Here is a 26,353-nt window from a genome sequence, read left to right on the forward strand (position 1 = left end):
CAGCGCCACATGCCGACCTCGATCACTACGCTGCGACTGCGGCTCAGCAGCTACCTGCTCGTTGAGATGGGACTGTGCCCGCTGTGCGGCTCTTGCAATAGGCCATTGCGCTTATGACACAGTAAGACTATGGCCCTTCTGCCTGACCTTTGATGGCTACCGCAATGGTCTACGCTCCATTGACGACTGCATGCACGTCTTTGATGCCGTCTTTGCTGCAGGTCTCCAACGGGCAAGCGTTGACCACTTGCGCACCGCGCTATTCATCCAGCAGCGCCGAATAAAGCATGCAGCAGAAATGGCGCCTTTCGATGAGATCCGGTACCTGCCGGAGTTGCATGAATTAATAGAGGAACTACGCAGCAGGCTTGACATGAAATCATGACAGCTGCCGAAATTGCCAAATGGACCGTGAGAAACTGGACTCATTGATGCTTTTGGCGGAAGAAATTGACGACAGCTTGCCACGTCGTCGCCGACCAGAACACATTCCTTATCCGGAGTTGCCCAAAGGTGCGCGTAACGCTGTCGCACGGCAATGGAAATCCTTGCTCTGGTCTATTGATAACGCGGAGCAGCACGGTAAACACGCGCTTCAAGGCCTGACAGTCGCATTGGCTCGCGTCATTATTGGCGAAGGGCTTCAAGGACTGATCCTGAATGCACAAGAATCCTACAAACCTCCCCTTGATATCCCGGATTTGCTCTGGAACGAAGATTTGCCGCTGAACAAGGCGGGGCAGTCAATGCGGCAACTGGCGGTCAAGCTACCGCGCACTATCAGCGTCGAGCTGAACGAAACCGCCGTTTTTCCCTCACCTTGGGAACGGAGCCGCTTTCACGGCGCGCTGCAGAAATTAGGGCCGGGGCGAGAATGGGGACCGTGGAAGCAGGATCGGCGAAACCACTTCAGTTTTGCATGGCGCCCGTGGCCCGTAGTCTGGGTCCACAATGGCAATCACAGCACGATGGCCGCTCTGGTGAGAGGTGGCGGGAAACTTAAATGCACCGAAACTTTCTATTTCGCTCCGGTACTGAAGGCAGTCAACACGGACGGCGTCAACTGGTCCAGGGCTGACACTGGATCAGTGATTGAGAAAGTGCGGTCGCTGCCGATGGCCGGCATCTTCGTTATCGGGCAGAGACTTCTGGCTTTTAAAAGGCGACGCTAAAGGAGCGAGTTGGTCGGCGGCCACTTCTGCCACGCCCGAAGCCGCCTCATTTTTGAGCATTCTTCAAAATCGCTGCACTGACAACGACTTGCAGTTGAAAAAGCCAGCTTGCTGACAGTCTTATGCACAGCAACTGTGGACTGTTGCGCAACCGACTTGAACCATAGCGACCCTGCGCCAATGTCCGGACCCGCGATTCGGGGCAACCAAGGCTGCCGCCGCGTTGAAGGGCATCACCCTTGCTCCATCGCTGCGCTGAACAACTGGAGCGTCAGCGATGAACCGTCTTGCGTCCTGCCTGCTTGCTTCTGCTGCGCTGCTTGGAGGCTGCAGTGGGGGTAGCGGAGGTGAATATGTCGGAACTTGGGTAAACACAAAGAGCGAAAAGAGCACCTTGCAGATTGAACGCAATGGTGAAGGATTTATCGTCCGTAATACTGAGCCTGGATATTTTACCAATGGAAAACCCGAGACCAAGAATCTGCCTGCAATGCTAAAAGATGGGGCGCTGCAGGTCCAAATTGGTGGCTTCGGCCCCGTGACTTTCATGGTTGACAAAGCTACAGGCAATCTAACCAACGGCCAGGCTGAATACAAAAAATCGAAGTAGGAAGCATCAAAATTTATGAAGCAATATTCGGTGCGGATGAGGGTGTAGCAACTACCCACGCATGGCGCCGCGTTGAGCAAAGGCGCGCCGCTAACAACCGGAGCGCTTTTCGGCACGCGGGCGTCAACACAATAGATGCGTCCGACTTCCACGCCCCAGCACGCCGAGGCCCCAATGAGCTACGACTACAGCAGTGCCAACGCCACCCTGGAACTGCCCAACCCGTACCGGGTGCAGAACCGGCTGCTGTTCGCCTGCGCGGCGCTCATGTGCGCGGCCGGGTTGTGGACCCTCTTCCAGAGCCGGCAGACCTTGGGGCCGGTGGCCGTGGCTGTCGGGCTGGCGCTGCTGGCCGCCGGCGTCGTGACGGCGGCCACCGGTGCCAAGCGGCTGCGCTTCTTCTTCGGCCGCGGCCGGCCCGAGAGCCTGGCGCCCAACCTGGAGCCCTCCGTCGTGGGCACCTCCGCCAGCGCGGCGGATCTTAAGCGCACCCTGCGCGACGGCGCGCTGACCTATCCGGAGCCGTCGCGCGCCATCGCGGGGGTGCTGTACCACTGGGTGCCGCGGCTCATCACCGGGCCGCTGGCGATCCAGAACCAGGCCAAAGTAGCCTTCTACAGCCCGTGCGCCATGCTCGTGACAGCCCTGAGCTTCGCCATCAGTTCACCAGCTTGATGACGCCCGCCATGGCAGTAAACGCCACGCCCCACACCAGCAGCGTCGTCGTGGTGTAGGAGTACGGGCCTTCCTTGCGTCCCAGAAAGAACAGCGCGCCCACCAGGAACCAGCTGATCGGGTTGATCGGGTTGAAGGCAACCAGACGGTCGTTGGAGGGCTCGCGGTAGCCGTCGAGTGCCCAGCCGAGCTTGCGCAGCGCCCAGATGGTCAGCACCACCAGCACCAGGCCGTGGACGCCTCCGATCTCGGAGCTTTGGGAAAGCATGAACACCGCAGAGCCGATGGGCCAACCCAGGGCGTCGATCACTGCCAAGCGGGTGTTGATGGTGTTCACTTGATGCCCCAGATGATGGAGAGATGCAGGGGGTAGGCGACGTAGAAAAGCCATCGCACCCGGCGGGGATGGCTTTTCAGCATCGCGACCGCTGCAATCACCGGCACTGCCGCGAACGCCCAGCAATTTCCGTTTATGGGCGTCAGCGCCAGCATGCACAGCAGCCATGCTACGGCAGGCCGCCAAGAGGGAGAACGCCAGAAATACCATGCGGCCACAGTGGTGCCGATGACGGGCCAATATCCCTCGCAGAGCACGCCTGCAACAAAGGCCAGCCCCATGGCCACCTTCCAGCGCTGCTGCTCCAGCAACGCTATTGCGGCCGCGCTCGCCGACAGCGTGAACATGATGTTGAGCGGCAATGCCGCCCCGTGCAGCGCCCAGGTTGCAGGCAGGGCGAGCAGGCCGAAGGCGAGCGCGCGGCGTGACGTGCGCCAAGCGGCGCCAGCGCGACCGCGCGCGAGGTTGTAGGCCAGGACCGTGCTGAATATCGGCATCACCGTGCGGCCGGCAGCGAACGCCCACGGGTGGGCGCTGTCGAGCAGGTAGGTGTTGACGTGATCCAGCACCATGAGGCCGAGCGCCAACCACTTCAGCGACTCGTCGCAGCCGGCCGGCAGGCCCCATTGCCGTCCTCCGCGAGGCGCCTCCCCGGCGCCTTTCAGGATGGCACTCACTGGCCAGGCGCCGGCATTTCGTGTCCACGCGAGGGTTGATGCAGCGGCTGCGCCACCGGCTGCGGCGTGGCCGCCACGCTGGGGGCCTTGCGGTCCACGACATGGATGGGCGGAAGCTTGTGGCCGGCCGCGAGCATGGCGTCCACCTTGATCCCCATGCGGTCGATGGCTCGGTCGATGGTGGCCTTGTCGATGACACCCTGCTCCTGCAGGACCGCGCGCGCCGCCGTCAGGTACTGCTCACGCGTGCCGGTGGCCTGGCCGGGCTTGGCCCCGGCGTCCTGCGCCGGCTGCGCGGCCTGCTGCTGCTTCTGCGCAGCCTTCTCGGGCGCCTCGGCCTTCGGCTTGGCCGCCGACCCGGGCGAGGCGGCCTTTTCGGGCTGCGCCGCGGCCTGCGTGGGCGGCTTCTCGGGCTGGCGCACCACCGTGGCATCCACGCTGTTCTCAGGCGCCGCCGTAGGCGCCCGGGTCGGGGCCTGCGCCTGCACGGGCTGGTGCAGCTTCACGCGCTCGGCAGCCAGCCGCTCATGGTCCTTCGGGCTGGGCTCGAAGCCGGTGACGTGGATGCCGCGCAGGTTGCCCTCCATCCAGATCGCGCGGCGGAACTCCAGGGTGCCGTTCGCATTGATTTCGTGCCAGCCCTTGGCCTGCGCCAGGTCGGCCATGCCCTTGACCACTTCCGGCGAGTCGTGGGGCGTGGACAGGCGCTTGCCGTGGTCCGTGAAGGCCACCTGCAGCTTGTTGCCCTGCATGATCCGGTACTCGTCCTGCGTCTTGAAGGGCGTGCCCAGGCGCGCAATCTCGAAGCGCTGGGCCAGCGAGTCGAAGAGCTTTTGCGCCGGGTCCTTCTCGGGCGTGGCCGCTTGCGGGGCGGGGGACTTCTCGGGCGCGCGCGGCGGCCCCGCCTCGATGCTGTTGAGCACGGGCGGCACCGCGGCGGGTGCTGGCTCTGCCGCCGGCGCGGGCGCGGCCGCCGTGCTCGGTGCTTCCTTCTCGGCCGCCGGCGCCGAGCCGAGGGTCTGCAGCTTGTCGCCCGACAGCGTGCCGCTGCGGCCCCTGCTGCCGTCGATGGCGTCGGCCACCTGCTGGCCGAAGTGCTCGGCCAGCTTGTCCTTCGCCAGCCCTTCGTACTCCACCAGCGGCAGCGCGCCGCTGCCGTGCGCGCGCACGGCGAACTCCAGGCCTCGCGGGGTCTGGGTCTTCGTGAAGGTCAGCCGGGTGACCGTCTCGCCGTCAATCTGCAACGGCTGCGCGATCCGCTCAGGCCGCGGCACCGCTGGCGCGGCGGCCACGGGCGCGGGCGCTGCGGCAGCCGCCGGTGACGGGGCGGCCACGGGCGAAGGCGCAGGCGTTGCGACAGGTGCAGGGGCCGCCATGGGTGCAGGAGCAGCCGCCACGGGCGGCAGCTCCGGGGGCAGCGGCGGGGGCTGCTCGGGGGCCTTGGCCGGCGCCGCCTGCGGCAGCGGCATGGCGGGCGCGGGCTCCGCGGTGGGCTGGTACGAAGGCAGTTCCTGGGGCAGCAGCCGGCCGCTGGAGTCCGGCCGCTCGATGAGGGCCTTGGCGAGCTCGCCGCCCAGCAGTTCGGCCAGCTTGCCGCGTGCGGTGTCCTCGCCATGCTTCACCACGATGCCTTCGCCCTGCTTCACCACCGTGCCGTCAGGCCCGATGGCGCGCACGTCCATCTGGTACTGCGGCAGGTCGTCGTTGCGGTACTTGTGGAACTCCAGGTGCGTCACGGCCTTGCCGTCGAGCGCCACGGTGGGCGCGGCGCCCCGCGCAACCAGCGCGGACCAGTTTTTCTCGGTCACGGGGACCTGCAGCTCGTTGCCAATCAGCTTGCCGCGGCCGTCCGGCGCCTGGTCGATGCGCTCGGCCAGCGTGCTGCCCACGTGGTAGTGCAGGAAGCCGGCGGGCACGTTGTCGAACTTCGAGATCACGCCGCCGGCCTTGTCCAGGGCTTCGTAGCTGACCTGCGGCGTGCCGCTGGGGGAGGCGCTCTTCTCGAACTTCAGGGCGCCAATTTCCACGCCCATGCGCTGCGCGGGACGGGTTTGCGGGTCTTGCATGTCCTGGCCTTCCATCGGGGCTTCGGTGGGTGCCGGCGCGGCCGGCTGCTGCTTGCTTTGCTGCTCAACGACCATGGCGGCCACGCCCTGCGCCGGCGCGTAGCGCGCGCCGTCCTGGGTGTGTGGCGGGATCACCACCTCGGCATCGCGGTACACGTAGTTCACGACCTCGGGCACCACCGACATATCGGCGGTCCTGTCGAGGGTCGCCACCTGGCCCGTCTTCAGGTCCATGAAGGTGGGACGCTTCACAACGTCGGGGAAGTTGTCGAGCCACGCCTGCAAGGCCAGTTCGCGGTGGCTCAACGTCAGGGCCTGCAGATCGCCGTAGAGTTGCGGCTCCAGCTTGGGCACGCGCCACACTTCACCGTTGTGCGTGGCCTCCTGCAAGTCGATGGCGGCCAGCCTGTCGGCCACGCTGCGCTCCATGGCGCCGAAGAAGCCCGCGCGCACGTCGGCGTCCACGGGCTCGGCCATGGTGACTTCCTTGTGAGGCAGCAGGTAGACGCCCGCGGCGAGCGCCGACTCCGAGGCCACGAAGTGGTTCACGGTCCCCACCTCGCGCGGCTCCTGGTCCCCGACCACGTGCAGCAGTTTCGGCTTCTGCGTGATGGGCGCGGTGAAGAAGGCGGCGCCGGCCTCGAAGGCATCGCCGTAGTAGCGGGTCTGGTGTCCTTCGCGCTCCAACACGAAAGCCTCATGCAGCGCCAGCTCCATGGGCTCGCGCGCGGCCGGCACAGGCGCATCCAGCGGGTCAGGCTGGAGCTTCTCCTCCACGGTCACCGGGATGGCCCTCACGGGGGTGCGCTGCGCCGCCTCTTCGTAGCCCTGGCGCACCTCGGCGGGCATGCCCACCAGGCGGTGCGAGGGCGCGCCGTCCGGGTCCTGCCCGGTGAGGGCGATCACGGTATGCCGCGACTTCGGGTTGCCGCCGTCGATGGAGTAAACGTCGTGCTGCAGGAGCTGCGGCCTGTCCTCGCGCTTGGCATCGAAGAAGGCCGCGCCGGCACGCTGCGGGTCGATGAAGGTGCGGGAGTCGCGGCCTTCGGCCGTCAACTCCCAGCGGGTGTTGAGGTGCCTTTCCACGCATCCCCCTTACTGCTTCGCCACCGTGGTGCCGGCGCCGTCGAGCGCGACCTGCGCCGGCGCGCCGCCGTACACCTCGATTTCCACGCGGCGGTTTGCCGCACGACCGTCAGCGGTGTCCAGAGGCGCCACGTTGTCACCGGCACTCTGCCAGGTGGTGCGGATTCGGCGGCTGTCCACGCCAAGCTGCACCAGCAGCACGCGGGCACTTTCGGCACGCGCGCGTGCGATGCGGGCGTCCTTCTCGTTGGCCTGGGCGGCATCGGTGCGCCCGCTCACCACGACAAGAGGCGACTGCTGGACGGCGCCGCTGAGCAGGTTCCTGGCCTGCGGGGACAGGGCCATCGTGGAGCCGCCTACGGGAAAGCGCACCGTGAAGACCACGTTCTTCCCTGTGCGTGCGGCCGACACGTCGAACACCGGAATCACCGAACCGTTCGAGCTGGTGCGGACCATCGCCGGCTTCTGGGCCTCGTCCAGCATGCGGCCGGCCGCGGCAGCGCGGCGCTGCAGGGCGAGCTCGTCGCGCGCTCTGTCCAGCTCGGCGCGAGCCTTGAGCATTTCGATGTAGGCGGGGTCGTTGGCAGGACGCCGGGTGCTTTCGCTGGCCTGCGGCACCTTGGGCGCCGACGAGCAGCCTGCCAGGGCGGCGATCACGGAAAGGGTCAGAAGGGTTCGCATCTTCACTCCAGTGAGTTACAGGCCAGCGTGGTCGCCGACGCCGCGGCGCTTGAACGCCGCCGACAGGTCAAGGTCGTCCTCCGCTTGTTCGTAGGCTGCGGCCCAGCGCTCCTCGCTGTCCCCCTCGGGCGGCGATTGGTCTTCGGGTGCGGACTCGGCGCCCTTCTTCGCGCGCTTCGCGGCGGGCTTCCTCTTCGCCGCAGTCTTCTTCGCCGCTGTTTTCTTCGGGGCCTCCGCTTCCTGCACTGGCGGTTCCGCTGCGGCCGCGATGGCAGCGGCCGACGAAACCACCATGTCAAAGAAGCTGTCCTGCCACTTGTCGATTTCCTCGTCGGTGGCGCCATTTCGCAGTGGCGGCATCTGCTTGAAGTTGGGCGCCATGCGCTCCACGGGCACCGGCTTGGCAGCGGTCCCCTCGTCCACTTCCATCGGCCGCACGCACAGGTGGATGCGTGCCACGTGCGTCTCCAGATCCAGCGGCGGAATCACGGCCTGCCGGATCTTGCTGCGCCGCTCGAGCTCGGCATCCGCGTCGTAGTTGGCCCGGTCGCACAGGATGGGCAGGCACTGCTCCATCACGATGATCTGCTTCGTGTTGGGCAGCCGCTTGATCTCCTGGGGCAGCATCAAGGCGCGCCTTTGCTGCTGCTCGCTGTGTCCGCTGCTGGTGCCGCCGCGCCCGCTGCTGGAGTTGCGGTTGCGCACCAGCTCGGTCTGGTTGTCGAGCATGCGCGAATAGGCTTCGGCATCCTCCTGCTCCTTGGGCGGAAACAGCACCTGCATGCCCATGGCCGTGCGGATCGTCCTGGCCGTGTCCCTGCCGTACTCGAAGGCAACCTGCGACTCGGACTGGCACATGATGAGCACGCGCAGGTCGAAGCTGGGCATCAGGCCGATGGAGCGGGTGAGCACGTCGATGCGCCCCGGCACGGCGAATTCGTCCAGCAGCATCAGGCACTGGTGCATCCCCGGCTTGGGCTGCTCACGCGTGTTGATGTTGATGGCCTGGGTGAACAGCAGGTTCACCAGCAGCCGCGACGATGGGACGTTCTCGAACGGGATGCACAGGTAGATGCCCATGTGCTCGTTGCGGACCTTCGACAGGTCGAAGTCGTTGCCGCTCGTGGCCGCGTCCACCACCGGGTCCATGAACAGCGTCAGCGGCGCGGTGAAGGTGGAAAGGATGCTGCTGAGCACCTGGGCCGCGTTGGACAAGAAGCGGTTCAGGGCATCCACGCACTCCCGCGACAGCGGCCGTTTTTCCGCGATGCGCTTCTTGATGAGGTCCGAGAGGTAGACATGGAACGGCTTGCCGTTGCCTGACGCCAGCCGCAGCATCTGGCCGAAGGTGCGCGGCAGCTCGGGCGTCTCAAGCAGGTACAGGCCCAGCCCGAGAAAGAGGTTGCGCGCGGATTCGGCGAAGAACTTGGAGCTGCCCCCTTCGCCGCTGCCAGCGGGCTCGGGGTACACGATGTTGCCGATGGCGAGCAGGTCGCTCACCCGGTTCAACTCGTCGTTGCGCACGTAGCCCAAGGGGTTGTAGCGCGAGCTCGATCCGTCCTTGTCGAACGGGGCGAAGCGGAACATCTTGTGGCCGCACGAGGCGCGGAATCCCGAGGTGAATTCCCACAGCTCGTTCTTGAAGTCCAGCACCATGACCGACCCGCTCCAGTTGAGCAGGTTGGGCACGGCGATGCCGCGGCCCTTGCCAGAGCGCGGCGGCGCGGCCACCCACACGTACTGCTGGCCCGGATAGGTGAGGTAGCGGCCCCGGTACTTGCCAACGATGATTCCCTCGCCGTCCAGCAGCTTCGCGTTCTTGATCTCCGCACCGTTGGCGAACCGCGCATCGCCGTGCAGCTGTCGTCGCCGTCCCAGCGCAGCCATGCCAAAGCCGAACGGCAGCACCAGGCAGGTGAGCCCGTAGCTCAGCCCCATGGACAGCTTCAGCCGCTTTGCCTGCTTCGGGTCGTCCCCGTACTCGCTCCAGTAGCGCGAGATGCTGGTGAGCTTCACGTTGAGCACGCGCTGGACGCTGCGCTCCGACATGGCCATGAAGGAAGCGCCGGAGAGCCACGTGCCCGCGCCGAAGCACAGGGCGATGCCGCCGGCGATGAGCAAGCCCTTCAGGGCAAAAGACTTGGCGCTCATTGGCCGGTGCCCTGTGCCAGCGCCAGCTTGCGCGCCGGGTCGTAATAGACCTCGCGGATATGGCGGCCGGAACCGTCATTCCCGAACTGCACGATCACGTCCACCGTCAGCGTCAGCAGCCGCTTGATCTCGGCCACGTCCAGGCCTGCGCCGCCTGGCGACTGCCGGATCATCAGCGTCATCTGCTCGAAAGCCTCGTCGGTGGAGCCGGCATGCAGCGTGGTCATGCTGCCCGGGTGCCCCGTGGCCGCAGCGCGCACGAAGAAGTAGCACTCCTTCCCGCGTACCTCGGCCAGCAGGATCACGTCGGGTCGCATGCGCAGCGCGCATTCCAGAAGCTGCTCGGGCGTGACGTGCGCCAGGCCCTGGCCGGTGTCGCTGTAGAACAGGTGCGCAGCCAGCGGGTGGTTGGGCAGCAGCACCTCTGCGACGCTCTCGATGGTCAGGATGCGCAGCAGCCGGTGCATCTCCTCGGCCAGCGCCTTCATGATGTGCGTCTTGCCGCTGCCGGTCTGGCCGCTCAGGACGATGGTCTGCCGTAGCTGCACGGCCCGGCGCAGGAACTCGTCCCACCTGCCCTGCTGCTTCAGCTCCAGCAGTTCGAGCTGGTGCGGCTGCAGGTGCGTAGGCCGGTCAACGACGCGGGAGAACAGGCCGGAGCGGTGCAACTCGTCCAGGCGCGGCACGACGGCCGAGGGCTTGCGCATGGTGATGGACACGGTGCCCATGTTGGTCGCCGGTGGGATGACGAACTGCACGCGCTCGCCGCCTGGCAGCGTGGCCGACAGCAGCGGGTGGGAGACGCTGATGTCCTGGCTGCAGGTCCCGCCCACGGCACGGGCCAAGGCCCAGCACCGCGTGTAGTCCATCTCGGGCACATCGTGAACGCTCCACTGGCCGTTCGCCTCCACCCAGACTTCGCTGGGCCGGTTCATCAGGACCTCGGTCACGTCGTTGCGGTCCAGGAAAGGCCGCAGCGGTCGCAGCAGGTACATCGCCGCGCTGCTTCGGTCGCGCGGCTGCGCTGGCCGGTGCATGTGCGTGTGCGTGTGGGTCTGCATGGTCGCTCCTGCTTCAGCGGCCGGGCCGCAGTTGATAAACCTTGGAGAAGTCCACGTCGTTCATCACGTCCACGCCCACCACCGTGCCGTGGTTGCGGCTGATGGTCGGGGGGATATTGATGGTGCTGTCGAGGACCTTTTCGGCCATGCGGCTGCCGGTCTGCGCGGTGCCGCCGAACACGATGTTGGTGTCCCCGCCCGAGCCCTGTTGCTTGTCCGCAATCACGATCTTCACGGCGTCGTCGATCAGCGCCAGGAGCAACGCAGCGGTGATGCGCTCGCCCCAGCGGTTGTTCACATACCCGTCGATGCCCGACGCGCCCAGCGGCCCCACGGCGTTCCACTTCAGCGGAACCGTGACGCCGTAGGGCGTGCGCAACCGAGTCCAGTAGGCCTCGATGGCGCGCGTCCCGGCGCGCACGTTGGTCAGGCTGTATTCGCCAGTGAGGAGCGTCCCCTTCTCGGCCAGCACCACCTGCTGGTCGGCGCCGCGCACGTCGGCCTGGGTGATGCACTTCATGCGGCCCTTGACGTTGGACACGACCTCCACGGCGAGCGTGCAAGTGAAGCCGTCCCCCTCGGCCAGCGTCAGGCTCATGTCGGCGATCTGCCCGGCCACCAGGGGCGCCCGCTCCCGCGGCGCATCGTCGTCGGCGGCTTGGGCCTGGGGCCGCGGTGGCATGCCGGGCGCGCGCACCATCCCGGATGCGCCCGGCATGCCGGCCCCCGCGCTTGGCAGCACCGCGGGCACCATCGCGCCAGGCTGCGCCTGGGTGGTGCTCATGCGCTGCATGCTGCCCGTGATGACGTTCAACTGCTCGCGGGCCTGCCGGATCTGGTCGCGTGCCTGCGACAGGTCATCGCCTGCAACGCCGGCCCCCGTGCCGGGCGCGGTAGCCGTAGCAGTCGAGCCGCTGCGGCCCTTGCTGGGCGCCAGCAGCAGCGGTGCATCGCGCGGGTCACGCTTGGGCTTCGCGCCCGTGTTGGCGCCGGCGCCGGCGGTGCGCTGGTCGGTACGCACACGGATGGCGTCGTCGTCCTGCGGCCGCACGTCCGGCACCTGATATTCCTTCTTGGGTGCCTGCTGCCCAGGAGCGCTGGCCGGCGCCGCGGCCAACTGGGGCAGTTCCTCGTCCATCTTGCGCACGCCCCCCGTCGCGGATGCGGGCTTGGTGGCCCTTTCCTCGGCGCGCTGCTCTGCCAGGCCGTTGAGGTAGCTACTGATCTTCCAGTACGCCACACCCGCCACGCTGCCACCCAGGGCGACCACGGCGGCAATCGCGATCAGGCCCCGCTTGTTGACGCCCTGGTTGTTCTCTCGCGCGACGTTCGGGATGCCTACGGGCGACGGCGCCGCTGCCGGCTGCTGCTCTGGCGCGGTGCTGTTGTCGGTGGTGTCGCTCACGGCTGAGCCTCCATCTGTCCCGTGCGGGGATTGCGTGTCAGGCGCTGTACGCCATCGGCCACGGCGCCGCCCTGGGGACCGCGGCCCTCCACGTCGAACGCCTCGTTGCGCAGTTCGACCACGGCACTGCCATGGCGCAGCACCAGCGCGCGCGCCACCACGGGCACCACGAGCAGGTTGTGCTGCGGGTCCATGCGGGTCGTGACGGTCTGCTCGGTGCCGTCGGGCATGCGCCGGAACACCGAGGGGACGGGCCGGTTGCCGGGGTATTCAAGGAACGTGGTGCGTTCGTCGTCGAAGACGGCCCTGGGCACGATGTCGTCGCTGCCCTTGCCCACGGCCAGGCTGTAGGCGGCATTGCGCACCTGGGGCCTGGCGCTCAGCCGCTGGCCAAGCACTTCCTCGGGCTGCGGCATCATCGCGAGCGCCGCAGCGGTCAGGTTCGCGCGCGGGTCCACGGGGGGCGGTGGCGTGCGCAGGATGATCCGCCGCGCCGGGGTCTTGGACACGTTGAACTGCAGGCTGATGCTGCGCCGGTTCGTGATGACTTCGACAGGGTTCTTGTCGCCCGAGCCCTGCAATGGCTTGGCCAGGATGAACCGGCCGCCTTCCTGCCATTGCACGCACCAGGTGGCCTCCGCGTTCGTCTCGCAGTCCGAGGCGATGCCGGGCGACACCGTGGTCAAGGACTCGCCCGGCTCCAGTTCGATATGCGTTGGCACGCCTCGCGCGACCGGCACGTGAATGATCTTGAAGCGGTCGTAGGGCACTTCGGCTATGGGCGCCGTCTGCGCAAGAGCAGCGCACGCCTGAAGCGCCAGCAGGGCCAGAGGGAAGGCGCGGCTCATGATGAGGTGCTTCCTTGGGCGTCGGCGATGGGATCGGAGCGGCAGGCCGTGCAGATCCAGCCGAAGGGGTTTTCCGCGCGGTCCTGGTCCTTGAGCTCGACCTTGGGCTGGTACACGTAGGTCAGCGTCGCCACGTGCCTTGTCGTTGCGTCGGGCTGGCTGCGGTCAAAGTAGGTGCTGACCATCTCGTAGTTCACCACCATGCCCTTGCCGCCGCCCACCGCCGGGCCGGTCAGGCGTCTGCTGAGGATGTTGATGCGGTGCAGCTGCGAGCGGCCCGCGCGCTCGTGCAGGCCCTTGCCGGCTTTGGGGTAGTAGAGGGCGTCGTACACGGCGAAAACCTCCGGGGACGCCATGCGGGCCACGGTGTCGCGGTCGCGCGAGAGGAAATCCCACGAGTAGCCGAAGCGGGCTCGCACGAAGTCCCCCGCGCACTTCTTGTCCAAGGCATCGTTGGCCGATACCGAGTCCTCGGCCAAGGGTCTGCCGACCTCGGTCTCGCCGGTGGCCTTGTCCACGACGATGGGCACGTACACCACCTGGCGCAGCTTCGACTGCACGGCGATGCCGACGACGGACAGGGCGGCAAGGGCGCCAGCGCCCTTGGCAACCATCCACGCGCGCCGCTCGGAACTTTCAAGGCCTGCGATGCGGTCCACCTCCCACTCGGCATTGCTGGAAGGACGCAGCAGTTCACCGATCTTCTTCATGGCGCGGTGCTCCCGAGGTACTGGCGAATGTCGATGGGTCGGCTGAGCATTTCGGCCGTGCTCTCGGCCCGCCTGGCTTCCTCACGGCGCTGCTCGTTTTGCATGTCCATCCACAGCAGTTGCGCGCGCGTGTGCTCGTGCTGCAGCAGCGCCTGCTCGCCCTGGATGCGCGCGCCCAGCTCCAGCTTTGCCGCCTGGTCGCTGGTGCCGTTGATGGCGTTGATGAGGCCGCTGATCTGGCCGATGCGCCCGCTGGCGGCGGCAATGGTTTGCCGCAGCAGCGCCTTGTTCTGGTACGGCTGCGCCAGCATGGACTGGCACTGCAGCAGCGTGCTCCCGCTCAGCCCCTGGCAGTTCCACACCATGGCCGCGTCCCGCATCGCCCTGCCCGCTGCGCTCATGCCGGCGTAGCCATTGACGGCCACGCCGTCGAGCTGCCCCGGCGCATCGAGAGGGACGTAGTTGTTGAAGGAAGGATCGCGCTGCAGCGAGCCCAGACCCCGGGTGCCGGTGGTCGAGAGGTAGTTGACGCGGACCTGCTCGATCATCGTGATCTGGTTCTCGATCTGCGTGAGCATGTGGCCGATCTGCTCGACGAAACGCGCGATGGCGGTAGCGTCGATCACGGGGATGCCGGCGTGCGCGCTGCTGCCTGCTGCAGCCAGCACGCCGGCTGCCATCAGCTTCTTGAATGCAACCATGAGGGTGCTCCTGCGTGGGTGATGGGTCAGCGGGTGCGTCCGCGTTCGGCCAGAGACTGGAAAGCCCACTTCACGCCGGTCATGCCGCCAAGGGCGGCGCCGGCGCGGTAGGCGAAGCCGGGGCTGCGCGACGCGCTGTTTCCTCCCCCGTTGTCGTTGTTGGTGTTGCCGCCCTTCTTGCCGCCGCGCATGAGCATCAGGACCTGGGTCAGCATCTGGCCGCCCATGCTGAGCGCCGCGCCGCCGGTGAGGCCGTTCACGAACGAGGGGGCCACCCACAGCATCACGCACCACACGCCGCACATAGCCGCATAGATGATTGCCTGGGTGAGGACGTTGACGTTGCCCAGGTTGGGCACCATGGTGGCGACTACCTTCTCCGTGAGCGACAGGCTGAAGCCCAGGAGGAAGAACATCAGCCACGTCAGCACGGTCATGCCCAGCAGCGAGCCCAGCCAGTTCACGAACCACTGCCGCGACACGTCGAACAGCAGGAACAGGATGAAGATGGGGCCGATTCCCAGCAGGAATGCGTTGAACCCATCCGTGACCATCGCCACCAGCATCGACGCGGCGATCAACGCGGCGTTGCCGACGGAAAAGAAGAAGAGGGAGATCAGGGACGGCAGGAACGTCGTGGAGAACACGCCATCCACGGCGATCATCGCCGTGAGCTGGCTCGCACGGTCATTGAACGTCTCGATGAAGCCCCAGATGTTCACCGCGTTGCGCAGTGGGGAACCGGTCGGGGCGAACTGCTTGGCAACGTCCAGGGACAGGCTGCGCTGCACGTCGATGACCCACCCGTGGTAGATCGCCGCATTGGTTGCGAACAGGACGATCACGAGCTTGCAGAAGAAGCTCCACATGAACTCGGGCAGCGGGTCCGATACCGCGCCGCGCAGCGTGCCGTAACCGTAGAGGCTGATCCATGCGGTCAGCAGCGCGAGCGCGATGGGCGCCAGGAACTGCATCACGTAGGCCACGACGCCACCGGCATAGCCGGAGATCGTCGTCATGAACTGCATGCCAAGCCAGCTGATCATGGCGGCCCCCTTCAGTCCTGCAGAACCATGTTCGGGAAGTCGCTGTGGGACACGCAGCCCTTGGCCGTATCACGGTGCGGGCACTTCATCCACTGGCCGTTGAGCTTGAGCACCCAGGCGCGCTCACGCCGGTCCTGCTTGGGGACGTAGGCCCGGCAGCCCTTGTCGAGCCACGGCCATCCGCACTCGCGCAGTCCTTGGTTGCTGTCGATGACGTAGGTGGGCGACACCACGCCTGGCGCCCACAGGCTCTGCGGCGTCGTCGGGCTGCTGGAGCCGCGCGGCAGGGGCGGCTCCTCGACCACGCGCGTGCCGTTCGTGCCTTCGCGCACGGCCTCGTTCTTCAGCTGCGGCTGCGCGGGTTGGGGTTGGCCTTGCTGCGTCTGCTTGACTTGGGCCTGGGCCAGTTGCTGGTACTGCAGCGCGAGCACTTGGTGCTGCTCGGCCAGTTGTAGAAGCTGCGCGGTGTTGGGCAGACGGACAGGGCCGCCGACAACGGGAATGCCGGCATGGGCCGTTGCAGCGGCAAGAACGGACAGAGCGGCCAGGTACTTGAGCTTCATGGTCATGCAGCCTTTCGGACGGTTTCCAGTTGGTAGATGCGCGCCTGGTGGTCGCGCTCGTGCACACGCTGCAGCAGCACCGGCCACCACACTTCTGGGTCGTCGCCGACCTCGGCGCGGATCTCGTCAAGCAGCCGCGTGTTCTTCTCGCTGCCGGACAGCGCCACGATGTGATCGGGGATGCCTTTCAGGTCGAACTCGACGATGGCCGACTGGCCGTTCTGCTTGAACAGAAAGGAGCGCCCGGGGCGCAGGTTGAGCGTGCGGACCAGCCGCAGTTCGGCCTCGGTCAGCCGCAGCGTCTTCAGGTAGGGCTCGTCGGGGCTCTCGCTGTCGTGGAAGCAGCAGATGGTGGGCGTCTGCGACACCAGCGTGTTGCCGATGGAGTCGGGGCTGTCGCTGTGGTCCACCAGATCGTTGGGCTCCTGGGTGTCCATCACCAGCACGCCCCCGAGCTTGCCGATGGTCTTGGACTTGTCGTGCAGGAACTTCGCCATGGCCTTGTCCTTGACCGCGCGCCATGTCTCGGCCACGACCTGGATGAAGGGCGTGCCATCAAGGAAGGATTCGCCGTACTCCAGCAGTGCCATGACCATCGGGCTGCGCAGCTCCGGGTGGTCAAGGAACTCCGTGTAGTCGTACCCGGCGATGGTCAACTCGCGCGGCAGCCGGTCGTCGTCCACGTCGAAGGCCCAGCCCATCGCACCGCCCGCGATCCAGCGGCCCAGGCGAGCACGCATGCTGTTGCCCTTGCCGTTGGGGCCGTTCACCGGGAGCATCTGCCACACGTGGGAGAGGTTGCGCATGCCCCAGTCCATGCCCAGCACCGTGTCAATCGCAAACTCCAAGTCGGCGAGCTCGTCCGCGTCGAGCGTGCCGCCCATGAGCTGAGAGATCCACTGCTGCAGGAACGCCCGCAGCTTCGGCGTCAGGGGCCACTGCAGCGGGTTGACGCCCGTGGGTTCCCCTTCGCGCAGGCGCAGGTAGATGCCCCCCATGCGGCGCACGAAGATTTCGAGGCCGCGGTCCTTGTCGAAGATGAGGATGCGTGGGCGCTGCGGCAGCAGGAACGACAGCAGGAGCATGGCCGCCTCGCCCGTCGTCTTGCCCGAGCGGGTGCGTCCCGTGAAAAGCGTGTTCGCCGGGTACGACTGGCCGTAGTTGTCCTCGTTGAGCGGCGAGGCATGCCAGGACACGAATATCTTGCTGCCGCTGCTGGAGCGCATCACGCCCACGCACGGCCCCCAGGGGTTGCCATCCTCCTTGCCACGGAAAAAGCCGTGGCCACCGTTGAGCGCGGCGAAGGCGCGAGAGGACATTTCGGCGTTGCGCGTGCGGTGCCACAGGTTTCCCGGGCACTGCGCCAGCCAGGCGTTGTCGGCCAGCAAGTCCGTCATCTGGAGGTTGATGCCCGTTCGCTCCATCACCGTCGCCGCGGCTTCCGAAGCGGTGCGCCGTGCCTCCTGCACCGAGTCGCCGAAGAACGCGAGCGAGCCGTAGTGCTCACCCCAGGCCATCTGCCCAGCGCCCACGAGGTCGATGGCCTCCTTGAGGGCGTCGATCTGCGAACGCACCTTGTCGGCGGCCGTTTCAAGGTGCCGCATCTGCAGGTCCATGCTCTTCATGGCCCTGCGCCGGCTCATGAGCTTGAAGGACTGCGCCTCGATGTACTCGATGGGCTCGTACAGCAGTTCGGTCAGGAAGCCCGCCTGCGGCTCATCGCAGTATTCGTACACGTCGAGCATGGCGACGTAGCGCGTGTCGGCAATGCCGCGCAGTTCCACCACGCCATCAGCGGCCGATGCGCGCACCGCCGGCAGGGTCCGGTGCAGCGGTCCGAGGCCGGCGCGCACCCGCATCCACTTGCCGTTGACCAGCAGCGCAGCGAACTCCGCGGGCCGCGAGAACATGACGCCATCGCGTTCGACGTCGCCCAGCAGCTTCGGCGAGAAGCCGCCGAGCATGCGCAGCACGCCTGCCGTGCGCTCCTCCAGCACCTGCAGTGCCTCGGCCTGGTCGCGCTCGATCTGCGCGCGGGTTCGCGTTCCCTTCTCCCGGGCTGGCGCGTACAGCAGCACCAGGAACATGCGATTGATGAGGAAGGGCTTCTTCTTCAGCAGCGCCGCATAGTCGTTGTAGAACTGCGGCGCGTAGCCGCTGCCCTGCGCGTGCGGCAGGTCCGACTCTTCGTAGAACTGAACGCGGTAGCGGTACACGACGAAGTCGTCCGTCAGCGTCGCGAGCCACGCACACTGGGCCTCGTGCAGCCCGTTGATGTAGATGGGATCGGCGGTCTCGAACGGCGCGGGCTCCAGCTCGAAGAACCGCATGTAGTGTCCGCCGCGGGTAGCCATGTCGTGCTCGGTGACAAGGCTGCTGAACGGCAGCATGCGCGACAGCGGCACCTCCTGCGCGCCTTGATGCGGCTTCAACTGATGTGTCTCAATGGAACCAGGCATCGTCGGAGTCCTTGTAGACGGTGGGCGAATAGCTGCGGCACTTCCACAGACCACGATTGCCATGCAGCCACTTCATGCGCCACGACTTCCACTTCTGCAGCAGCCGCTGGTCGTCCTTGGCAGTGACGGCGCGCATCCACAGCAGAACCATCAGCGTGGCGGCTGCGAAGGCCGTGAAGACCTTCCAGCCGAAGACCCACCCGCCCCACATGGACAGGACAACCCCCACGCCGGCCACCGGCACGCCGACCTTGAGCGGCACGCCCAGCACCATCGCGGGGCGAGTGGCGCCCTTGTAGATACGCTCCTTCATGGCGTCATGAGATCGCGAAGGCGGCGATCAGCGCGGCGGTGCCAAGGAACACACCGCCCCAGAAAATCTTCTCGACCTGTTCGAACTGGACGCCGCGCGCGAGGGTCTTGTAGCCCGTGTAGCTGATGGCTCCCGTGAGCACGGCCAAGCCTGCGCTGCCGATCCACGTTGCGAATGTGTTGGCCTTGCCGGCAATGTCGGGCAGCCCTGCCTGGGCAATGCCCGGCAGTGCCAGCAGCGCGGCCGAGACGGCCAGCATGGACAGCACGCCGCTGTGGCGACGGGCTCGCTGTTGGGCACGCTGGATGAGAGCGAAACGAGTGCGGTTCATCTGGAAGGCTCCTTCAGGGGGACGGCGGGAAGTGCGGCGGGGACGTTCACGACGCGGCTGACATAGCCGCTCGCGAAACCGCTGCGGTGATTGCCGCTGTTGAAGCAGGACAGCGCCTGCCGCAGCGCGGCCTGGGGATCGGTGGAGGGGGCGCGCTGGTAGCAGTCCAGCAGCACGGTCTGGCAGGCGCGCAGGTTTTCGCGCGGGTCGAAGACGGTTACCTCGTCAAGCCGTAGCCACTGCCAGTTGCGCACGTTGATCTGGCAAAGCCCGGCGTCGAAGTCGTAGCCCTGGCGGCGCAGTGCGCGGGCGGTGTTGATCGCCTGCGTCAGCGAGCGCGGCTGGTGCTCCAGCATCGCGCCATTGACACCGATGGCCAGCGGCTTGCGCTTGGATTCGTGTTGCACGATGCGCAGCACGGTGCGTGGGTGGATGGCAGGCGCGAACTCGTTGATGTGCGCGGCCAGCACCGGCACTTCCATAGGTTGCGCCAATGCCTCGGGAGGCAGCGCCAGCATGTTCAACCGTTGCCGTCAGAACAAAGAAGCGGCGACTGCGCGGGCGGTTGCGTTGTCACCCATGCCGCGTAGTCCAGATCGAACTGCGGGTTGATGTGCTCGCCCATGTAGAGCCGGGCGGCGTCGCTGTACTGAAGCGATACCGAGTTGTCCGCAGCCCCCTGGTTGAACCACACGCGCACCCATGACGGCACGCCGTTGAAGGCCACGTCCACGACGCCGCTCTTGGTGCAGCCCACCAGCGTTTGCCGGCCGCAGGCGTCCGTCTCGTAGAGACCGTACTGCGGGGGGCAAGCAGCGGTGTTGGCCCACGCCATGGAGAGTCCAGGTGCGCTCGGGCATGTCGGCCAGCATTTGCCGCGTGACATGCAGCGCAAGGCGTCAGGAACGTCGGGGATGCAATCCGGAATGGACCGCCAAGGTCCAGCGAGGCACAACAGGACCTTGCAGCCGTCGAACGCCTCAACGCTCGGAGCCGCGAGAGACATCCCAACTGCGGCAAACGCAAAAACAGCACATCTGCTGTTCTTCCTATGGAAAGATACTGCGCACATGACTTCGAAGAACATCAAATGTTGGAAGCATCTTGCCCTCCGCATTCAATGTGTTCAATAGTTCACGGAGTACTTGTTCCCCCCAAGAAGCAAGCAGTTGAAACGCAAGCGTTGCGCGCATCGCTTTACGCTCGGCACGGTGAAAATTGCGGCCTCAACAGAGGCGCTACATGAGCCGACAGAACATTCGATCAGGGGATGGAGACGACGACGCAGCGATGTGCGTTCGCGTACTGCTTCAGAAGCACAAGGTGGCTGAGCGCCAGCAGGCTCATCTGGTGGCCGAACTCCTGGGCGTCACGCCCACACATGCGCGACGCAAACTGCTCGGGACAACACCATGGACGGTGCCGGAGATGAAGATCGTTGCCGCCAAGTTCGGTGCAACGCTCTCCGAAGTGTTGATGCCGATACTGCTGCAGGGAGCCGAGCGAGCGCTGCTAGTCGTCGATGACCTGCGCATCGAGTGCGACGCGGTCCTGGGGCGCAAGCTGACGCCGCCCTTTGGAAACCAGCAGTTCGTCGCAGTCGGAGGTCCTGGCCGCTGGGTAATCGTGCCGGGCCAGGATGTGAACCTCTCGGCACATGAGGTGTGCCGGCTGTTGCTCTGCGATCTGGAACCGCCGCAGGCGCCGCCTGCACCCTCGTGACGATGGCGGCTTGATGCGGCCGCAACTGGTGCACTGCCGCCGCCAAAAGCAGGAATCAGCACAGAAAGCCAGAAAGTGCTGGGGGCCACCCCTACACTTCGCGTCTTCATTGAATTGAAGCGCCGCGCTGCCGGGAAAGTATAGCGCTGGGAACTAACAACCCGATGCAGACCGCCGCGAACGGTCGGCATCACCAGTCTTGAAAGGACCGGGACCCACAGAGAAAGAAATCTGAGGCCCACAAAGAGAAAAGCCCTGGGGTGCGAAGCCAGGGCATTTCCTGATGTGAGTCCCCGCAAAAGCCAGAGACACGCACCGGTGAGATGGAGCGAAGTATGACGGCAAAAGCGGTGACGCGCAACGGGTGGGCTTGCTCGTCCCTGCAAATTTATGCCCATGCAATCCGCTGCGATGGCTGGCGCCAGCCTGCCTGACCTTTCCCGGACACTTCCCGACCTGATTCTTGCGGCACAGCGCCGGCTCGATGAGCTGTTCCTGCTGGGTGAGCTGCGCAAGTTGCCGCGGCGCGCGTACCGCGTGCTCCGTGAGCACCTGGGCAAGCTGGATCTGCACCAGCTGCGCTGCGGTGCCTGCTTCGAGCTCACCAGCCACGAACTGGAAGAGGCGCTTGATTGCTGCGAGCGCACCGTGTCCTACGCTCACAGCGACCTTGTGGCCTGGGGCTTGATCGAGCGGCCAGCGCCGAGCCTGCGTGGCCGACGTTCACCCGTATGGCGCACTTTTCTGACGCCGAAGGCGCTGGCCCTGCTGCTCGTGGACCAGGCGCAAGGTGTTGCGCCGCCTCTGGATAAAGAACAAACCCTTTCAGGGGGCCAAGGGGCTGCGCCCCAAGCCGGTAAGGAAGTTGTCCACAACCCCCGACAGCCGGCGCCAGCGTTATCGCCAGGCGGTCAGCGCTTCCACCTTCGCCGCGACCTGGCGCCGCTGCTGCAGGTGCTGGTGCCCAGGCAGATCAAGAAGCTGCTGGGCATCGCGAAGCGGGCCCGAGTCTGGCTGCAGAACATCATGGCCCATCGCCTTCCCGCGATTCTTCGTGCCAATGATCCTGAGGGCTACCTCATCCACCTGATCCACAGCGGCGAAGACTGGACGCGGCCTGCAGCAACGGCGGCGACTGCGCCGGTCGATGGGACGGCTTCTGTCCGCGACCCCCAGAACTCCGGTGAGGCTGCCACAGCAGCAGCATCACGCGCTTTCCTGTCAGCCCATGCCGGCCGGTGGTTGGCGAAGCCGGACCGCTCGGCTCTGCTGCAGGTGCTGCCGGACAGGTTGATCGAGCACGCCAGCTTCGGACGCAGATGGTTGGAAGGCAACGTGCCGGAGGGCGCGCTGCCTAAAGTGATACTGGCCCTTGATGCAGGGCGCCTGGAATTCCTGGAAGCGGCCAGCGCAGAAGCGATCCTGGCCAGCCCCCGACCCGACGACGCGAGAGAGAGGTTCCTGGCCCGCCGGCGTGCGTAATGTCGAGAACCGCCCTGCTCGCTCGAATGATCCAGGCAGGAGGTCAAGCATGCGCAACCGCTGCCACGCTGCAGTGGAGGCAGCCATGAGCCCGGAACTGCCGTCCGGCTTCGCGGGATTCGGGAAAGCTCACATGGGCCGGTGCTCCAGCCGTGCACATCGCCTGGTGATGGTCCTGCCCTTCGGAAATGGCACCAGCGGAGAAGTCCACTTGTGCGATCCGAAGCGCAAGGAACCGGGTTATCGAGGACGAACGGTGCGGCACTGCGCGGCGCTGTCGAGTCTTCGTCCAAGCCCCAGCGTCGGTGCGCTAAGATGCCCCGGCTTTCCCGGATTACCCGAAATTCTCATGACTAAAGAGGCATCCCACCCACCACCAGCCGAGTTGCTGGCCGGCAGCGCCGAAGCGCGCAGCCGGCGCCTGGACGCTGACGACATGCTCTCGACCGAGCAGGCGGCCGAACTCGTCGGAGTGAACCGCAGGACCGTCGTCATCTGGATCGAGCGTGGCCGGGCCATTGGCCTGTCGCAGACCAAGCGTGGCTTTCGCATGCCGCGTTGGCAGTTCGACCAGCCGCTGTGGGACACGCTGCCGAAGCTGTCCGCTGCGCTGCACACCACCGAGGGCTGGGCACTTCTGGCCTTCCTCGAATCCCCGCTTGGCGCGCTGGATGGCCGCACGCCGCGGCAAGCCATTGAGCAAGGCGACGGTGAACGCGCGCTGCTGCTGGCCCAACACAACGGAGAGTCCTGATGCCTGCTCGTGTCGTGACCATAACAAACCGCAAAGGCGGTGTCGGCAAATCCACCCTCGCCGTGCTGCTGGTCCAGTACCTGGCGTCTCAGGGGCACCGGGTGCTGGCGGTTGACCTTGACGTCCAGGGCGACTTTTCGCGTCCGCTCATCGCGTCCGGAAAGTGCGTGGTGTCCGAAACCACGTCCGAGCGGGTGCTGACCGATCCCGAAGCCACGGTCGAGGATGCTCCCTTCGTGCTCATGCGCGAGGACGAACTTGCGCTGTCCGAGCTTGAACGGCATCCAGAGCTCTACAACGATTTCGCCAAGAACATGCGCCGCTTCATGCGGCGGCATGCAGAGGCCTTCGACTTCATCGTAATCGACACCAACCCGGTTCAGGACATTCGCGTGCTGGCCGCCATGGTGTCGTCGGACTATGTGCTGTCGCCTATCACGCTGACCAAGGAAGCGCTGGAGGGCATCCGGGCACTGTTCAACGATCCGCGCACGGGCGTGTTCGTGGTCCAGGAGAACTACAACCGAAAGCTGCAGTTCCTCGGGATGCTCCCGGTCATGGTGGACGAGCGCAATGCCGTTGACCGCGAATGCCTGGCTGCGCTGCTTGGCGCCCCGGACTACCGGAAGCACCTGTTGTCGTTCGTGGACGAACCCACTTCGGGCCGCGACTTCTTGAAGATCAAGCACCGCACGATCTGGCGCGCATTCCACGAGTCGGGCGCCGTGCTGTGGGAACAGAAGAGCGGCCCCGCCCGGGAGGTGTGGGCCGAGGTGGAACCGGTGATGCAGCGCATCGCGCAACTGATGGGAGCGAAATGAACATGGCGATGGCACAGAAACCCCGCATCACCTTGGGCTCGCTCAAGCCGCTGCTCAACACGCGCGAGCTGGACGATGAACAGTTCGCGCCGGCTCCCAGCCGTGACCCGTCGCGCATGTCGCTGGACCTGATAGACGAAGATCCAAAGCAGCCTCGCCGGCAGCACGACCCCGTGAAACTGCAGGAGCTGGCGGACAGCATCAAGGCCGCCGGCGACGTGCTGCAGCCCGTGTCCCTCTACCCCAACCCCGATGCGCCGGGACGCTACATCGTCAACTTCGGGCACCGGCGCTGCCGTGCTGCGCGCATGGCCGGGATGGTCGATGTGCCCTACTTCCTCGGCCGCAAGCTGACCTCCTTCGATCAAGTCATCGAGAACGAGCAGCGCGAGGATCTGTCGCCGATGGACCTCGCGCTGTTCATCCGTGATCGGATGGGCGAAGGCATGCAGCAGCAGGAAATCGCGCAGCGCCTGGGCAAGAGCAAGGGCTACATCTCCAAGGCTGCGGCGCTGGCCGAAGCCCCGGCAGCTGTCGTCGAAGCGTGCAGCAGTGGCAAGGTGGCCGGGGTGAACGAGGCCTACGAACTGCGCAACCTGCACCGCGAGTTCCCTGAAGCGGTGGAGCAGTGGGTAGCTCAGCAGCCGGAAATCTCGCGCGCGAGCATCCTGTCGCTGCGCGCTGAACTTGAAGCCCCTGCTGCGCCAGCCCCTGCGCCGGCTGCCGAAGCAATGCCGCCTTCCGCCGGCGCACCTGCAACGACGGCAGCGGTTGAGGCGGGTGGTGCACGGCCTGCACCGAAGAACAAGGCTGCCGAGCAGGAAGCACCGGCAGCCGGCCAGGCCACGGCCGCGCGTGTCCTGATGGGTGAATACAAGGGTCAGCCGCTTGTGCTGGACTTCAGTTCCGAGCCCCCGCGCGAGGGGCACATCTTCGGACGGCGACCCGGAAGTCCTCGGCGTTTGACGGTACTTGCCACGGACGTGCGCCTGCTCGGTTTCCGAGCCGAATGAGTGGACCGGAGGCCGGTTTCTCATGAGAAACTGGTCTTTTGTGACACACATGCAGGCAGTAGCTATTCCATGAATTCTCTTTGTTCTGGTCTTCGACGCTCGCCTGCTCGGGGAGGCCGGTGATGTCGCCGCCCAAGAAGCGTTCCACGCTCAACGTGGACCTCGGCGACTTGAAGCCGCTGGTGTTGGTAGCTGCGGAGCGTTCTGGAAAGGGTACGGCAGCTTGGGTCCGGGAAGCGTTGGCGATGGCGGTGCAGGAGCACACGGCTGATGAGGTTCCTGCGTCCATGCCGCGCGTGGCTGCGAATCGCAGCCGAGACTCAACCGTGGTGAACTTCGGTGGGCGGCTCACGGTGGAAGACTCCGAGGCACTGCGCCTGGCTGCGGCGGCTGAAGGGCTGTCCCAGATCGAGTACGTCTCACGCGTGGCTCGTGGCGAGCTTGTCACGTCGCGTGTGGCTGCCCTGGACGTGCTTGAGGCGGTACGCAAGCGGCTGCAGTCGCTGGAACTGACGCTGCGTGCCGTGCAGTCTCAAGCGGAGCATGACCCGGCCGTTTTGGCGCAGGTAGAGAGCGCGGCAAGGGAAGTGCGGGCGCAGGCGAGGCGCGCATCTGAGGCTTTTGATGCCGTGGGCACGACTCGGCGCATGGCCGGGCAGCGAGAGGCGCGCAGGTGAAGCGTCATCAGGTTGATGAACTGCTGGTCCGGCATGGGCAGGAGCTTTTCTGGCCCCGGGCGCAACGCGGCCCCAAGGCCGGCGACTTGAAGTTGCCCCTCCCCAGGGGCGGCAAGGTGACACCGGCCGCGGTACGGCAGCGCGTGCGGCTGGTTCTCAGCAAGGCGCCGTCGGTGGTGGTGAAGATCACTGGCACGGCCACAGGGATGGGCAAGGTTCGTCAGCATCTGCGCTACATCACCGAGCGTGGTGAAACCCTGCGCGACGACGAGGGCAGGGAGTACGTCACCCCCGACGACGTGAAGCTGTTCGGGGATCAATTCAAGTACGACGGCTCCCCGATTCCTACGTTTGGCACGCAACGTGAGGCGTTCCAACTCGCGCTGGACATGCCGCCCGGCACGGACCCCGAGGCGGTACAGGCAGCGGCCGTGGCGTTCGCGCAGCAGGAATTTTCTGGACACCGATGGGCCTGGGCCTACCACAGCCACCAAGGCCACCCGCATGTGCATCTGCTCGTGCGTGCGCAGGGACGGCACCTGAAGCGCCTGGCGCCGAGCCCGGCGGACTTGCACCGCTGGCGTGAGGCCTTCGCCCGCGAGCTGCGCGCGCGTGGGGTGCCGGCCCAGGCAACGACACGGCTGGTGCGCGGCGCGGTGCGCAACGAAGAACCGCTATGGGTGACCCGGGCCAGGAAGGCGGGGACGCTGCGCCAGGAGCCGCCCTTGAACGAACGTGTGACGCTGGGCAGCGATTCAATGCAGCGCTCGCTCATGTCCTGGGCCTACCTGCATGCGGCCTTGGCCGAATCGCCGGATGCAGCGGATCGAGAGTTGGCCGCCGCCGTCAAGGGCTTCGTGCGGCACATGCCCATGGTGTCGCACGTGGTGGGGGTGGAACTCGACCGCCAGCGCCAGCAGGAGCAGCGGCCCCAGCAGCCAGCGGCGCAAGCGCCGCAGCAGCACCCGGAGCCTGACATCGAGCGGTGAGGG

The 26,353-nt window shown here is 66.2% G+C and carries 27 protein-coding genes; 10 read left to right on the plus strand and 17 right to left on the minus strand.

Going from position 1 to position 26,353, the window contains the following annotated elements:
* Window positions 1-404: 404 nt before the first annotated feature.
* The 3 genes from FJ694_RS26600 to FJ694_RS26610 all read left to right on the plus strand — a co-directional run bounded on the left by FJ694_RS26600 (window position 405) and on the right by FJ694_RS26610 (window position 2,457).
* Entirely contained in the window at window positions 405-1,172 is a 768-nt protein-coding gene (locus tag FJ694_RS26600; RefSeq protein ID WP_157270518.1) for a DUF6710 family protein, read from the plus strand.
* Window positions 1,173-1,449: 277 nt separating this feature from the next.
* Entirely contained in the window at window positions 1,450-1,782 is a 333-nt protein-coding gene (locus FJ694_RS26605; protein WP_157270520.1) for a hypothetical protein, read from the plus strand.
* 174 nt (window positions 1,783-1,956) lie between these two features.
* The gene (locus FJ694_RS26610; RefSeq protein WP_157270522.1) at window positions 1,957-2,457 is read left to right on the plus strand and encodes a hypothetical protein; all 501 of its coding nucleotides are present in this window, start codon (window positions 1,957-1,959) and stop codon (window positions 2,455-2,457) included.
* Here the strand turns inward: FJ694_RS26610 and FJ694_RS26615 are convergent.
* From FJ694_RS26615 to FJ694_RS26695, 17 genes are read right to left on the minus strand one after another with little or no spacing between them, the layout of a single operon-like run.
* The gene (locus tag FJ694_RS26615) at window positions 2,441-2,794 is read right to left on the minus strand and encodes a hypothetical protein (protein ID WP_157270524.1); all 354 of its coding nucleotides are present in this window, start codon (window positions 2,792-2,794) and stop codon (window positions 2,441-2,443) included. The genes FJ694_RS26610 and FJ694_RS26615 overlap by 17 nt on opposite strands.
* Window positions 2,791-3,471 carry a TraX family protein gene (locus FJ694_RS26620; protein ID WP_157270526.1) on the minus strand — a complete coding sequence of 227 codons (681 nt, stop codon included), beginning with the start codon at window positions 3,469-3,471 and terminating at the stop codon, window positions 2,791-2,793. The genes FJ694_RS26615 and FJ694_RS26620 overlap by 4 nt, the downstream gene beginning before the upstream one ends.
* Window positions 3,468-6,623 (minus strand): LPD7 domain-containing protein, encoded by a 3,156-nt coding sequence (locus FJ694_RS26625; protein ID WP_157270528.1) that lies wholly within the window; start codon window positions 6,621-6,623, stop codon window positions 3,468-3,470. The genes FJ694_RS26620 and FJ694_RS26625 overlap by 4 nt, the downstream gene beginning before the upstream one ends.
* A gap of 9 nt (window positions 6,624-6,632) precedes the next feature.
* A complete protein-coding gene (locus tag FJ694_RS26630) occupies window positions 6,633-7,304 on the minus strand; it encodes an OmpA family protein (RefSeq protein ID WP_157270530.1) in 672 nt (223 codons plus the stop codon).
* 15 nt (window positions 7,305-7,319) lie between these two features.
* The gene (locus FJ694_RS26635) at window positions 7,320-9,455 is read right to left on the minus strand and encodes a type IV secretory system conjugative DNA transfer family protein (protein ID WP_157270532.1); all 2,136 of its coding nucleotides are present in this window, start codon (window positions 9,453-9,455) and stop codon (window positions 7,320-7,322) included.
* Window positions 9,452-10,516, minus strand: coding sequence for a P-type DNA transfer ATPase VirB11 (virB11, locus tag FJ694_RS26640; protein ID WP_157270534.1), 1,065 nt, complete (start codon window positions 10,514-10,516; stop codon window positions 9,452-9,454). Before virB11 ends, FJ694_RS26635 begins: the two co-directional genes overlap by 4 nt.
* A gap of 13 nt (window positions 10,517-10,529) precedes the next feature.
* Entirely contained in the window at window positions 10,530-11,921 is a 1,392-nt protein-coding gene (locus FJ694_RS26645) for a TrbI/VirB10 family protein (RefSeq protein ID WP_157270536.1), read from the minus strand.
* Window positions 11,918-12,769, minus strand: a complete 852-nt coding sequence (locus FJ694_RS26650; protein WP_157270538.1) for a TrbG/VirB9 family P-type conjugative transfer protein — start codon at window positions 12,767-12,769, stop codon at window positions 11,918-11,920. The genes FJ694_RS26645 and FJ694_RS26650 overlap by 4 nt, the downstream gene beginning before the upstream one ends.
* A complete protein-coding gene (locus tag FJ694_RS26655; RefSeq protein WP_157270540.1) occupies window positions 12,766-13,479 on the minus strand; it encodes a VirB8 family type IV secretion system protein in 714 nt (237 codons plus the stop codon). Before FJ694_RS26655 ends, FJ694_RS26650 begins: the two co-directional genes overlap by 4 nt.
* Window positions 13,476-14,180 carry a TrbJ/VirB5 family protein gene (locus FJ694_RS26660; protein WP_157270542.1) on the minus strand — a complete coding sequence of 235 codons (705 nt, stop codon included), beginning with the start codon at window positions 14,178-14,180 and terminating at the stop codon, window positions 13,476-13,478. The genes FJ694_RS26655 and FJ694_RS26660 overlap by 4 nt, the downstream gene beginning before the upstream one ends.
* A 26-nt stretch (window positions 14,181-14,206) precedes the next feature.
* Window positions 14,207-15,226 (minus strand): TrbL/VirB6 family protein, encoded by a 1,020-nt coding sequence (locus FJ694_RS26665; protein WP_157270544.1) that lies wholly within the window; start codon window positions 15,224-15,226, stop codon window positions 14,207-14,209.
* A gap of 11 nt (window positions 15,227-15,237) precedes the next feature.
* Window positions 15,238-15,795, minus strand: a complete 558-nt coding sequence (locus tag FJ694_RS26670) for a hypothetical protein (RefSeq protein ID WP_157270546.1) — start codon at window positions 15,793-15,795, stop codon at window positions 15,238-15,240.
* Window positions 15,792-18,221 carry a VirB4 family type IV secretion/conjugal transfer ATPase gene (locus FJ694_RS26675; RefSeq protein WP_198321010.1) on the minus strand — a complete coding sequence of 810 codons (2,430 nt, stop codon included), beginning with the start codon at window positions 18,219-18,221 and terminating at the stop codon, window positions 15,792-15,794. The genes FJ694_RS26670 and FJ694_RS26675 overlap by 4 nt, the downstream gene beginning before the upstream one ends.
* A gap of 10 nt (window positions 18,222-18,231) precedes the next feature.
* Entirely contained in the window at window positions 18,232-18,561 is a 330-nt protein-coding gene (locus tag FJ694_RS26680; RefSeq protein WP_157270550.1) for a VirB3 family type IV secretion system protein, read from the minus strand.
* 4 nt (window positions 18,562-18,565) lie between these two features.
* The gene (locus FJ694_RS26685; protein ID WP_157270552.1) at window positions 18,566-18,892 is read right to left on the minus strand and encodes a hypothetical protein; all 327 of its coding nucleotides are present in this window, start codon (window positions 18,890-18,892) and stop codon (window positions 18,566-18,568) included.
* A complete protein-coding gene (locus FJ694_RS26690) occupies window positions 18,889-19,410 on the minus strand; it encodes a lytic transglycosylase domain-containing protein (RefSeq protein ID WP_157270554.1) in 522 nt (173 codons plus the stop codon). The genes FJ694_RS26685 and FJ694_RS26690 overlap by 4 nt, the downstream gene beginning before the upstream one ends.
* A 2-nt stretch (window positions 19,411-19,412) precedes the next feature.
* Entirely contained in the window at window positions 19,413-19,727 is a 315-nt protein-coding gene (locus FJ694_RS26695) for a hypothetical protein (protein WP_157270556.1), read from the minus strand.
* A 407-nt stretch (window positions 19,728-20,134) separates the two neighbouring features.
* On the opposite strand from FJ694_RS26695, the gene FJ694_RS26700 reads away from it, so the two are divergent.
* From FJ694_RS26700 to FJ694_RS26730, 7 genes are all read left to right on the plus strand, one after another.
* A complete protein-coding gene (locus FJ694_RS26700; protein WP_157270558.1) occupies window positions 20,135-20,614 on the plus strand; it encodes a helix-turn-helix domain-containing protein in 480 nt (159 codons plus the stop codon).
* Between the two features lie 396 nt (window positions 20,615-21,010).
* Window positions 21,011-22,096: a hypothetical protein gene (locus FJ694_RS26705; RefSeq protein ID WP_157270560.1), complete on the plus strand. Its 1,086-nt coding sequence runs from the start codon at window positions 21,011-21,013 to the stop codon at window positions 22,094-22,096.
* 85 nt (window positions 22,097-22,181) lie between these two features.
* Complete coding sequence (locus FJ694_RS26710; RefSeq protein ID WP_157270562.1) at window positions 22,182-22,850, plus strand: MerR family transcriptional regulator; 669 nt, start codon at window positions 22,182-22,184, stop codon at window positions 22,848-22,850.
* A complete protein-coding gene (locus FJ694_RS26715; RefSeq protein WP_157270564.1) occupies window positions 22,850-23,671 on the plus strand; it encodes a ParA family protein in 822 nt (273 codons plus the stop codon). Before FJ694_RS26710 ends, FJ694_RS26715 begins: the two co-directional genes overlap by 1 nt.
* On the plus strand, window positions 23,668-24,684 hold the full coding sequence (locus tag FJ694_RS26720; protein WP_157270566.1) for a ParB/RepB/Spo0J family partition protein: 1,017 nt from the start codon (window positions 23,668-23,670) through the stop codon (window positions 24,682-24,684). The genes FJ694_RS26715 and FJ694_RS26720 overlap by 4 nt, the downstream gene beginning before the upstream one ends.
* Before the next feature lie 122 nt (window positions 24,685-24,806).
* Window positions 24,807-25,361: a hypothetical protein gene (locus FJ694_RS26725; RefSeq protein WP_157270568.1), complete on the plus strand. Its 555-nt coding sequence runs from the start codon at window positions 24,807-24,809 to the stop codon at window positions 25,359-25,361.
* Window positions 25,358-26,350 carry a relaxase/mobilization nuclease domain-containing protein gene (locus FJ694_RS26730; RefSeq protein ID WP_157270570.1) on the plus strand — a complete coding sequence of 331 codons (993 nt, stop codon included), beginning with the start codon at window positions 25,358-25,360 and terminating at the stop codon, window positions 26,348-26,350. Before FJ694_RS26725 ends, FJ694_RS26730 begins: the two co-directional genes overlap by 4 nt.
* Window positions 26,351-26,353 lie beyond the last annotated feature (3 nt).

It is taken from the genome of Azohydromonas aeria (assembly GCF_009760915.1).
GTDB classification, from domain to species: Bacteria; Pseudomonadota; Gammaproteobacteria; order Burkholderiales; family Burkholderiaceae_C; genus Azohydromonas; species Azohydromonas aeria.